Source organism: Mesorhizobium sp. M4A.F.Ca.ET.050.02.1.1, from assembly GCF_003997725.1.
Taxonomy (GTDB): Bacteria; Pseudomonadota; Alphaproteobacteria; order Rhizobiales; family Rhizobiaceae; genus Mesorhizobium.
In genome coordinates, this window is the sequence record NZ_RZSG01000173.1 from 1 (window position 1) to 9,465 (window position 9,465).

Sequence of the window (9,465 nt, forward strand, 5' to 3'; positions counted from 1 at the left end):
GCGCTTGCGGCGCTGCGCAAGGCGCTGGCTGAGACCGAAGTGGCCGGCTCGACGGTCAACACCGCCTTTCTCGCCGCGCTCGCGGCCGATGCCGATTTCGCGGCCGGCGACGTCGACACCGGGCTGATCGGCCGGCATCAGGATGAGCTGGTCGCCCGGCCCCCGCCAAGCGACGAGACCATCGCCGCCGCCGCGCTCGCGGCGACCGGCGCAGGCGCCCCCGCCACCGGCGGCGACCCATGGGCGTCGCTTGCCGGCTATGCACACTTCCACACGGTAGCGCGACGTATCAGGCTTCGTCACGGCGAGGAAGATATCCTGGCGCGGGTCTCGGCACGGCCGGACGGCCGCTTCCAGGTGGCGCTGGAAGCGCCGCATGACGCGATCAATTCGCATGATCTGCGGGCCATTCCGCGCACCGCCCGATGGCCGGGACACATCACCGTATTCGAAGGCGCGGTCGGCTATTCCTTCGCGGTGCCTGATCCGCTGGCCAAGGCCGATGATGCGGCCGCGGCATCCGGCAGCCTGCGCGCGCCGATGCCCGGGCTGGTCAAGCTGGTGCGCGCCGGGGTGGGCGATGCCGTGATCAAGGGCCAGCCGCTCTTGATCCTGGAGGCGATGAAGATGGAGCACACAATCGCAGCCCCGCATGACGGGGTGATCGCCGAGGTTGCGGCCGAGGGCGCGCAGGTGAGCGACGGCACAGTGCTGGTGCGCTTCGTAGATGAGGCGCAAGGTAGCCACTCCAAATGAAAATGGCCGGGATCAGCCCGGCCATCTCAATCCGGATGCAGAACGACTACGGCTGGATCGGCGCGTATTTGCCGTCGTGCCACTGGTTGATGTCGTAGCTGGCGTTCTTCAGGTCGCCCTTCTCGTCGAAGACGACGTCGCCGACCACGGTGCTGATCGGCTGGCCGTTCTTCAGCGCTTCGGCGACCTTGGCCGGATCGTCGCTGCCGGCGCGCTTGATGCCCTCGGCGAAGGCCTGGACCACGGCATAGGAGAACAGTGTGAAGCCTTCCGGTGCGAAGCCGCCGGCCTTGATCTTGGCGACGGCATCCTTGGCCTGGGGCTTCGCCTGCGGATCCGACGGGAAGACGAACATCGTGCCTTCGCCGGCCGGGCCGGAAACCTGCCAGAATTCCGGTGTGGCGATCGAGTCCGGCATGATCAGCTGGAACTTGACGTTCTGCTCGGCCGCCTGGCGCAGGATGAGGCCGGCTTCTGGATGGTAGCCGCCAAAATAGACCACGTCGGCCTTCAGCTCCTTCAGCTTGGTGACAAGGGCGGAATAGTCCTTCTCGCCGGCATTGATGCCTTCGTAATCCACTTCCTTGAGGCCGCCGGCATTCATCGTCGCCTTGACGGCGTCGGCCACGCCCTGGCCGTAGGCGCTCTTGTCATGCAGGATGACGACGTTCTTGCCGGCATATTTCTTGGCGATCCACGGACCGATGAAGGCGCCCTGCGCATCGTCGCGCGTATAGAGGCGCATGATCGTCGGCCAGCCGGCCTTGGCCGCGGCATCGGTCAGCTCCGGATTTGAGGAGGCCGGGCTCATCATCAGCGTGCCGGCCTCGGCATAGACGGCGGAGGCGGGAATGCTGGAACCCGAGCAGGCATGGCCGTCGACGAATTTGGTGCCGTCGGCGACGATGCGATTGGCGACCGAAACCGCCTGCTTCGGATCGCATTGGTCGTCCTGAACGTCGAGCTTGATCTGGTTGCCGTTGACACCGCCGGAGGCGTTGATGGCGTCGGCGGCGGCCTGGGCGCCCTGCTTGAACTGGTCGCCGATGGTGGCGAGCTGGCCGGTCATCGGACCAACCACGGAAATGGTGATGTCATCGGCGAAGGCCAAGGGCGCGCTCATCATCAGGCCCAATGCGGCCGCGCTCAAAATACCCAATTTTTTCATAGCGATAGAACTCCTCCACTGGCGCGCGGCCGTTTCGGCCGCGCTTCTTTCAGAGAGGCCGGACAATTTCATCCTTCGCCCGGCATGTCTTGGCGCATTGCCGGCACTCGATTGGGCCTGCAATGTATCGCGAACCGCCTAAAACGGCAAAAGCCGCGCCGGCCTTGTCCCGGCCGGTCGCAGCTTTTGCCTATCGAGCTTCCCCGAACACTCCCGCGCCCGGTCGCTTCCCTGTCTTCCTGTTCGTCCGACCGTCTTGCCGCGGCCTTGTCCCTGGCGCCGGCCGTCTGCGCGGCCTTGGCCCCCTGGATATCCTCAGTGCATCGTCATCCATTCGCGCGCTTCGCGCAGCGCCCTGGCGATCTCGGCCTTCGACATTGCCGCTGACAGTTCGGAGCGCAGCTTAGCGGCGCGGACCGAACCCTTGATCGCGGCGATGTTGAACCATTTGTGGGCGGCGACGACGTCGGTCTCGCAGTCGCGGCCGGTCGCATACATCATGCCCAGTTCGAAAAGAATGTCGGCCTGGGCGGTTGCTCCCATGGCGCCGAAGCCGCCTTCAAGCATTTCAAAACGTGCCATTTCAATCCCCTGTCTGGCTCCCGAGAGCTGCCTCCTTCTGTCCCTTGGTATCCCTCGGGGGGCCGCTCTTTCGATGCTTTCGAGGATGAGGCCGAGCCTTGAATCCGTCGTTAAATGGCGTGCTTAATTTGAGGAAAACAAAGCTAAAACAAGAGGTAAACACTTAAATTCGTTAAGCATACAAAGCCCGCAGTTGAGCCTGTTTGCGGCAAATTTGACGAAAACTTCGAACGATCGGATCAAGACTCCGCTAACCACGGGAACCAAAGACCACGAAGCGACCCGTTCATTTCCGCGTTGCAGAGGGGGCGGCAAAATCCTGCAACCTTCCCCGGCGGCACCGCTTTTGTTTTGCCGGAAGCTGGACTAGCTTACGTTTGCGTAAGGGGTAGGAAGGCGGGACGGGGCCCACCGGAACCTATAGGGAGGACAGACATGTTGCGAAAAGTGAGCCTGGCCGTGGCGGCCACCTTGATCATGGCCGGCGCGGCCTTTGCCGATCCGATCGAGGGCAATTGGAAGACGCAATCCGGCGAGACGGCGGCGATCGGCGGCGGCGGCGCGTTTTCCATCACGCTGAAGACCGGCAAATTCGCCGGCAAGACGATCGGCTCGCTGAAGGCGGCCGGCGACAACAAATATGCCGGCAGCATAACCGACCCGGAAACAGACAAGACCTATGCCGGCAAGGCGACGCTTTCGGGCACCTCGCTCAAGATGAGCGGCTGCGTGCTCGGCGGCCTGCTCTGCAAGAGCCAGACCTGGCACAAGCTCTGATCGGCGCCTTCGCCGCCATCACCTGAAAACGGGGCCTTCGCGGCCCCGTTTTCAGGTGATGGCGGCAGGCTCGCCACCAAATTCTCAGCAACGAACTTGAACCGCAGATGAATACCGGCATCAGAGCCGGTTCAGCGGCGCTCGGGCATTCTCCTCGGCATTGAAGGAGAGGATCAACGCATGCTTGCCCGCCGCTTCGCCATCGTCTGCCTGCTGATGAGCCTGTTCGGCATGCTCTTCGCCATCCTGGTGGCCGAGGCCGGACGCCCGGCCCGCGCCTGGGATGGCGCCAATGCCTGCCGGCCGGGCTGCATGAACCATTTCATCCGCTGAACCGACCAACCCTCAAACGAGAAGCAACGACCATGAACCGCATCACCACCAGCGCCCTGAACATCCTCCGGCTCCTGCCGCGGGCGGCGCTCATCCTGATGCTGCTTGCCGCCCCGGTGCTGGCGGTGCCGATGATGCGGGCCGACGACGATCGAGGCCCCCTCGCCGCGGAAGTCGGGCGTCGGCTTCGTGTTGCTGGTCTCCCTGCAGCGCGGCTGAAACACGTCGATACTCAGGCGAGGCCGAGGCTGACCTGATCTCACTTCCATCTCAAGACGCGGACAAAAATCGGCACTTTGGCCGCCTTCGCGCCCGCCTCCCCCTCCCAACCGCTCTTCCAACTCTCTATATTGAGCCATGGAAAAGCGAATCTACCCCCAAGCCATCGAATCGGTCGTCATGCCTGAGCCTTTCGGCAGGCAGAGTTTCAACGACGCCAAGAAGGCGGTCGCGGCCTTGCAGGTGCTTTACGACCGCAACACCAAGTTCCTGCGCGATTCCTTCGCGGCACTGGCCGCCGGCGGCGACAGCAACAAGCGCTACCGGGCCTTCTATCCCGAGATCGGCGTCACCACGACCTCCTTCAGCCAGGTCGACTCGCGACAGGCCTATGGCCACATGCCGACGCCCGGACATTTCTCGACCACCATCACCCAGCCGGCGCTGTTCGAAAACTACCTTGTCGAGCAGCTTCGGCTGATCATGCGCAACCATGGCGTCCAGGTAACGGTGTCGGAATCGACCACGCCTATTCCGCTGCATTTCGCCTTCCTGGAGGGCACCTATGTCGACGGCAGCGCCGCCGAGCGTATCCAGCGGCCGATCCGCGACCTGTTCGACGTGCCGGACCTCGACGGCACTGACGACCAGATCGCCAACGGCACGTTCGAAGTGGCGTTCGGCGAGCCGCGGCCGCTGGCGCCGTTCACGGCGCAGCGCATCGACTATTCGCTGCACCGCATGACGCATTACACCGCGACCAGCCCGCAGCATTTCCAGAACTTCGTGCTGTTCACCAACTACCAGTTCTACATCGACGAATTTGTCGCCCGCGCACGCGATCTGATGGAGAATGGCGGCGGCGGATATGCCGAATTCATCGAACCCGGCAACGTGATCACCCATGCCGGGTCGAGCGTGCCCGCCGAAGGCACGCCGCCGCAACGCCTGCCGCAGATGCCGGCCTATCATCTGAAGAAGCCCGGCCATGGCGGCATCACCATGGTCAATATCGGCGTCGGTCCCTCCAACGCCAAGACGATCACCGACCATATCGCGGTGCTGAGGCCGCACGCCTGGTTGATGCTCGGCCACTGCGCCGGCCTGCGCAACACGCAGGCGCTTGGCGACTATGTGCTGGCGCATGCCTATGTGCGCGAGGACCATGTGCTGGACGACGACCTGCCGGTCTGGGTGCCGATCCCCCCGCTAGCCGAGATCCAGGTGGCACTGCAGGAAGCGGTCGCCGAGGTAACCGGGCTTTCCGGCTACGACCTCAAACGCATCATGCGCACCGGCACCGTCGCCACCATCGACAACCGCAACTGGGAGCTGCGCGACCAGCGCGGACCGGTGCAGCGGCTGTCACAGTCGCGCGCCATCGCGCTCGACATGGAATCGGCGACCATCGCCGCCAACGGCTTCCGCTTCCGCGTGCCCTACGGCACGCTGCTGTGCGTCTCCGACAAGCCGCTGCATGGCGAGCTGAAGCTGCCGGGCATGGCGACCGAGTTCTACAAAAGGCAAGTGGCGCAGCATCTCACGATTGGCATCAAGGCGATGGAGAAGCTGGCCGGAATGCCTATGGAGCGGCTGCATTCGCGCAAACTCAGGAGCTTTTCCGAGACTGCCTTCCAATAGGCGGTCACCAGCTGCAAAAACCGGCTAGGCAACTCGTCGTCTTGATCGGGCCGCAATTTGACGGATAAGCAAGCCGGACAGGTTGCCAGCGGCATTGAGTAGTCAGGCAGATGAGATCAGGTGGATCGCGCTCTAACATGACAGCCGGGGTGACATTCCTGGCGATGATGGCGTTCGCGGCCGCCCTGATTGCCGGGTTTTTCGGCACGCTGCATCCGGCCTTCGATTCCTTCTCGCATTTCCGCGTTCATCTGGCCGTGCTGATCGCGCTCCTGGCGCTGCCCCTGCTTGCAACCCCGTTTCGCCTGCAGGCGGCCGCGGCACTGCTGTTCGCCATCGCCAGCTTCGCCACGACGCTGAGCGCGCTACCCAGGCTGTGGCCGGTGCAGGCGGACGCCAAACCGGCCGACCAGATCGTCTACAGCCTGCTGCAGATGAACCTGCGCTACGACAATCCGACGCCGAAGAAAGTGCTGTCGCTGATAGGGCGGACCAATCCCGACGTGATCACCCTCGACGAGGTGTCGGAGATGTGGACGACCGAGCTTGGCTATATCACCAGCGCCTATCCCTACCGGATCCTTTGTCCCTATCCGAACGGCGTGTTCGGCGTTGCGCTGCTCTCCAGGCGTCCGTTCGTCGCGGGGACCGGGCCGCATTGCGAGCGGCGCGGGGCGATGGCGATCGCGAGCGTCGACTTCGGCGGTGTCAGCGCCGATGTCGCCGCGATCCATCTCAGCTGGCCATGGCCGCGCGAGCAGTCCTGGCAGATCGGTGAACTGTCGGAGCAGCTCGCCTCGCTTGGCGAGACGGCGATCATGGCCGGCGACTGCAACGCCGTGCCGTGGAGCGCGGCGGTGCGGCGTGTCGCGGCGCTCGGCAAGCTCACCGTCATGCCGTCGGCCGGACCGACCTGGATGTACATCAAGCTGCCGGATGTCCTGCGGCGCTTCGCCGGCCTGCCGATCGACCAGGTGTTCAGCAAGGGCGGGGTGATCATCCATTCGGCGACGCGGCTCGAAGAAACCGGCTCCGATCATCTTCCCGTGCTGGTGGAGTTTTCGCTGCGTCCGCAAGAGCACAAGCCGGACGACGAGCATGAGACGGCGCTGGCGGCCGTCAAACAACCGGGCAAGACGCTGCGCTAGCGCTGCGTTCCTTCGATCCTCAAGGCTTGATCAAGGCATCCACCAGATGCTCGACATGGCCGCCATTGCGGTGCTCGCGGGCGTCGAAGGCCCTTTGCTTCGCCTCGTATTCGGCGTAGACGGCGTTGATACGCCGTCTCGCCTCCTGGCGGGTGCCGGTGCAAAACCAGTTGTCGGCAAGCTTGAGCCGACGGACCGACTTCGCGGTGGCCTGCATCATGCGCCTGGCGATGCGGCCATGCGTCTCCTCATGCGCACGGACGCCGGCGAAGAACCGCTTCCAGCGGCGTTCGAGTCGGGCATTGGCCGGCTGCGCCAGGCGGGGATAGGTGTAGGTGAGGTCGAGCACGCCGTCGGCCTGCCGCAGGTGGCAGACTCCATCGGTGCGGCTGATGGCGAGGTCCCAATTCACCGTATAGGCGGTGTCGGCGATGGCGCGGGTCATGAAGCCATGCTTGGGGCCGTTGCGGTCCATCGCCGCGACCAGGGCCACGCCTGTTGTACCTGATATCTCGTAGGTGCGCGTCTTGACCAGCAGCTTGGTGCCGGCCGATGCTATGGGGCTGAAACTGCACAGGACGCCAATCGCCGCAAGGCATGCCAGAACCGAAACGCGCATGGCCTTCCTCCACTCGTCAGGGAAGGGAAACACAAGCGCGCCGCGGTTTCAACAGGTCCGTTACATGCCCCGATAGACTGGCCCCTCGCCGGCTTTTGTTTGAGCGGCGGTCGAGACGGCCGGGTCAGGCGTCTGCCTGTCTCACATGCCCTGATAGACCGGGCCTTCGCCGCCTTGTGGCGGCACCCAGTTGATGTTCTGGTTGGGGTCCTTGATGTCGCAGGTCTTGCAGTGGACGCAGTTCTGCGCGTTGATGACGAAGCGCACGTCCTTGGCCGACGGATCGGCAGCGGCGTTGCCGTCCTTGTCGACCCATTCGTAGACGCCGGCCGGGCAGTAACGCGTCGAGGGTCCGGCAAAGACATCGTGCTCGGAGCGCTGCTGCAGTGCCGCGTCGCCGACGATGAGGTGGACCGGCTCATTTTCCTCGTGATTGGTGTTGGACAGGAACACCGAGGAGAGCCGATCGAAGGTCAGTACGCCATCCGGCTTCGGATAGGCGATCTTTTCATATTTTGCAGCCGGCTCCAGCGTCGCGTAGTCCGCCTTGCCGTGCTTCAGCGTGCCGAAGGGCGAGAGGCCGAACAGCGTGTTCAGCCACATGTCGAGGCCACCGAGGCCGACGCCGATGATGGTGCCGAAGCGCGACCACAGCGGCTTGACGTTGCGCACCTTCTTCAAATCCTTGCCGATGTCGGTCGCCCGCCACGCAGCCTCGTAGGAGGAAAGCTCGTCATTGGCGCGGCCGTCGGCGATCGCTTGCGCGACATGCTCGGCCGCCAGCATTCCCGATAGCACCGCATTGTGCGAACCCTTGATGCGCGGCACGTTGACGAAGCCGGCAGCACAGCCCATCAGCACGCCGCCAGGGAAGGACAGCTTCGGCACCGACTGCCAGCCGCCTTCGGTGATGGCGCGTGCGCCATAGCCGATCCGCTTGGCGCCCTCGAAGGTCCCCTTGATCGCCGGGTGCGTCTTGAAGCGCTGGAACTCCTCGAAGGGCGACAAATACGGGTTTTTGTAGTTCAGGTGGACGACGAAGCCGACCGCCACCTGGTTGTCCTCGAGGTGGTAGAGGAAGGAGCCGCCGCCGGTCTTCATGTCGAGCGGCCAGCCAAAGGAATGTTGCACCAGGCCAGGCTTGTGGTTCTCCGGCTTGACCTGCCAGAGTTCCTTCAGGCCGATGCCGAACTTGGCCGGCTCACGGCCGTCGGCGAGCTTGTATTTGGCGATCAGCTGCTTGGCGAGCGAGCCGCGCGCGCCCTCGCCGATCAGCACATATTTGCCCATCAGCGCCATGCCGGGCGCGAAGGACGGACCATGCGTGCCGTCCTTCTCGACGCCCATGTCGCCTGTCACCACGCCGGTGACGGCGCCGGCATCGTTGTAGAGCAGGCCGGCGGCGGCAAAGCCCGGATAGATCTCGACGCCGAGCGCCTCGGCCTTGGTCGCCAGCCAGCGGCAGACATTGCCGAGCGAGACGATGTAGTTGCCGTGATTGTTCATCAGCGGCGGCATCAGGATATTGGGCAGGCGGAAGGAGCCGGCCGGACCGAGCACCAGGAAATGATCATCGGTCACCGGCGTCTTGAACGGGTGGCCTTCCTCCTCGCGCCAGCCCGGCAGCAGCCGGTCGATGCCGATCGGGTCGACGACGGCACCGGACAGGATGTGGGCGCCGACCTCGCCGCCCTTCTCCAGCACGACGACGGAAAGCTCGGGATTGACCTGCTTCAGACGGATCGCCGCGGCAAGGCCAGCCGGACCAGCGCCGACGATGACCACGTCGAATTCCATGCTCTCGCGTTCGATATCGCTCATCGACCCCTCACTGGCTTGCCGCGCTTTCCCGCATTGTGCTGGCTCATGCGCTGCATAGCGCATCAATTCGCGACGGGAAACCGGCGCTTAACGGACAAAGCCGATTTCGACAAAAAGTCGCGCCCGGCCGGGAAGAACCATTTCTCCCGGCGTTTTTCAATTGTTCGACGGCTTGCTTATCGGCAATACTTCGCGCCATGCGCACGCCTGAGCCATCCGGCTTCTCATTGACGCGCTTTTTCTCGACGCCCGGCCGGCTTTGCCGGGCGGTTCTTCCGCTCCTTCCATTGCTGGCCCCGGCTGCCCATGCCGATCCGCAAAAGGTCTGGGCAACCGGCGCCTATTCCTTTTCCGACGAACTCGGCGGCTTTCACATCACTGGCGCCTCTGGCATCGGCACC

At 64.1% G+C, this 9,465-nt stretch carries 9 protein-coding genes and 2 pseudogenes; 7 read left to right on the plus strand and 4 right to left on the minus strand.

The window, feature by feature from the left end; translation table 11 throughout:
- Positions 1-756 (plus strand): biotin/lipoyl-containing protein (locus EOA33_RS14100; protein ID WP_348628237.1); only part of this gene is annotated, 756 nt, incomplete at its 5' end.
- A 46-nt stretch (positions 757-802) separates the two neighbouring features.
- Here the strand turns inward: EOA33_RS14100 and EOA33_RS14105 are convergent.
- On the minus strand, positions 803-1,924 hold the full coding sequence (locus tag EOA33_RS14105; RefSeq protein ID WP_126055742.1) for an ABC transporter substrate-binding protein: 1,122 nt from the start codon (positions 1,922-1,924) through the stop codon (positions 803-805).
- A gap of 315 nt (positions 1,925-2,239) precedes the next feature.
- Positions 2,240-2,506 carry a sel1 repeat family protein gene (locus EOA33_RS14110; RefSeq protein WP_127405887.1) on the minus strand — a complete coding sequence of 89 codons (267 nt, stop codon included), beginning with the start codon at positions 2,504-2,506 and terminating at the stop codon, positions 2,240-2,242.
- A gap of 435 nt (positions 2,507-2,941) precedes the next feature.
- Between EOA33_RS14110 and EOA33_RS14115 the strand changes: the two genes are divergently transcribed.
- From EOA33_RS14115 to EOA33_RS14130, 5 genes and pseudogenes are all read left to right on the plus strand, one after another.
- The gene (locus tag EOA33_RS14115) at positions 2,942-3,283 is read left to right on the plus strand and encodes a DUF2147 domain-containing protein (protein WP_126055744.1); all 342 of its coding nucleotides are present in this window, start codon (positions 2,942-2,944) and stop codon (positions 3,281-3,283) included.
- 180 nt (positions 3,284-3,463) lie between these two features.
- Positions 3,464-3,616, plus strand: coding sequence for a hypothetical protein (locus EOA33_RS39025; RefSeq protein ID WP_189362959.1), 153 nt, complete (start codon positions 3,464-3,466; stop codon positions 3,614-3,616).
- 32 nt (positions 3,617-3,648) lie between these two features.
- A pseudogene (locus EOA33_RS14120) lies at positions 3,649-3,835 on the plus strand (hypothetical protein).
- A gap of 180 nt (positions 3,836-4,015) precedes the next feature.
- Positions 4,016-5,476 carry an AMP nucleosidase gene (locus EOA33_RS14125; RefSeq protein WP_245455537.1) on the plus strand — a complete coding sequence of 487 codons (1,461 nt, stop codon included), beginning with the start codon at positions 4,016-4,018 and terminating at the stop codon, positions 5,474-5,476.
- A gap of 137 nt (positions 5,477-5,613) precedes the next feature.
- Positions 5,614-6,624 carry an endonuclease/exonuclease/phosphatase family protein gene (locus EOA33_RS14130; protein ID WP_127405888.1) on the plus strand — a complete coding sequence of 337 codons (1,011 nt, stop codon included), beginning with the start codon at positions 5,614-5,616 and terminating at the stop codon, positions 6,622-6,624.
- A gap of 19 nt (positions 6,625-6,643) precedes the next feature.
- Here the strand turns inward: EOA33_RS14130 and EOA33_RS14135 are convergent, their stop codons facing one another.
- Positions 6,644-7,243: a DUF922 domain-containing protein gene (locus EOA33_RS14135; protein WP_127405889.1), complete on the minus strand. Its 600-nt coding sequence runs from the start codon at positions 7,241-7,243 to the stop codon at positions 6,644-6,646.
- A gap of 141 nt (positions 7,244-7,384) precedes the next feature.
- The gene (locus tag EOA33_RS14140) at positions 7,385-9,064 is read right to left on the minus strand and encodes an electron transfer flavoprotein-ubiquinone oxidoreductase (protein WP_126055749.1); all 1,680 of its coding nucleotides are present in this window, start codon (positions 9,062-9,064) and stop codon (positions 7,385-7,387) included.
- Positions 9,065-9,099: 35 nt separating this feature from the next.
- On the opposite strand from EOA33_RS14140, the pseudogene EOA33_RS40460 reads away from it, so the two are divergent.
- Positions 9,100-9,465 (plus strand): annotated as a pseudogene (locus EOA33_RS40460) (hypothetical protein); the annotation flags it as partial.

What these genes read in the sequence shown, in the direction of transcription:
- EOA33_RS14125 (WP_245455537.1), top strand. Translation starts at nt 4,016, where the DNA reads ATGCCTGAGCCTTTCGGCAGGCAGAGTTTCAACGACGCCAAGAAGGCG.
- EOA33_RS14140 (WP_126055749.1), bottom strand. Translation starts at nt 9,064, where the DNA reads ATGAGCGATATCGAACGCGAGAGCATGGAATTCGACGTGGTCATCGTC.
- EOA33_RS14135 (WP_127405889.1), bottom strand. Translation starts at nt 7,243, where the DNA reads ATGCGCGTTTCGGTTCTGGCATGCCTTGCGGCGATTGGCGTCCTGTGC.
- EOA33_RS14105 (WP_126055742.1), bottom strand. Translation starts at nt 1,924, where the DNA reads ATGAAAAAATTGGGTATTTTGAGCGCGGCCGCATTGGGCCTGATGATG.
- EOA33_RS14115 (WP_126055744.1), top strand. Translation starts at nt 2,942, where the DNA reads ATGTTGCGAAAAGTGAGCCTGGCCGTGGCGGCCACCTTGATCATGGCC.
- EOA33_RS14130 (WP_127405888.1), top strand. Translation starts at nt 5,614, where the DNA reads ATGACAGCCGGGGTGACATTCCTGGCGATGATGGCGTTCGCGGCCGCC.
- EOA33_RS14110 (WP_127405887.1), bottom strand. Translation starts at nt 2,506, where the DNA reads ATGGCACGTTTTGAAATGCTTGAAGGCGGCTTCGGCGCCATGGGAGCA.
- EOA33_RS39025 (WP_189362959.1), top strand. Translation starts at nt 3,464, where the DNA reads ATGCTTGCCCGCCGCTTCGCCATCGTCTGCCTGCTGATGAGCCTGTTC.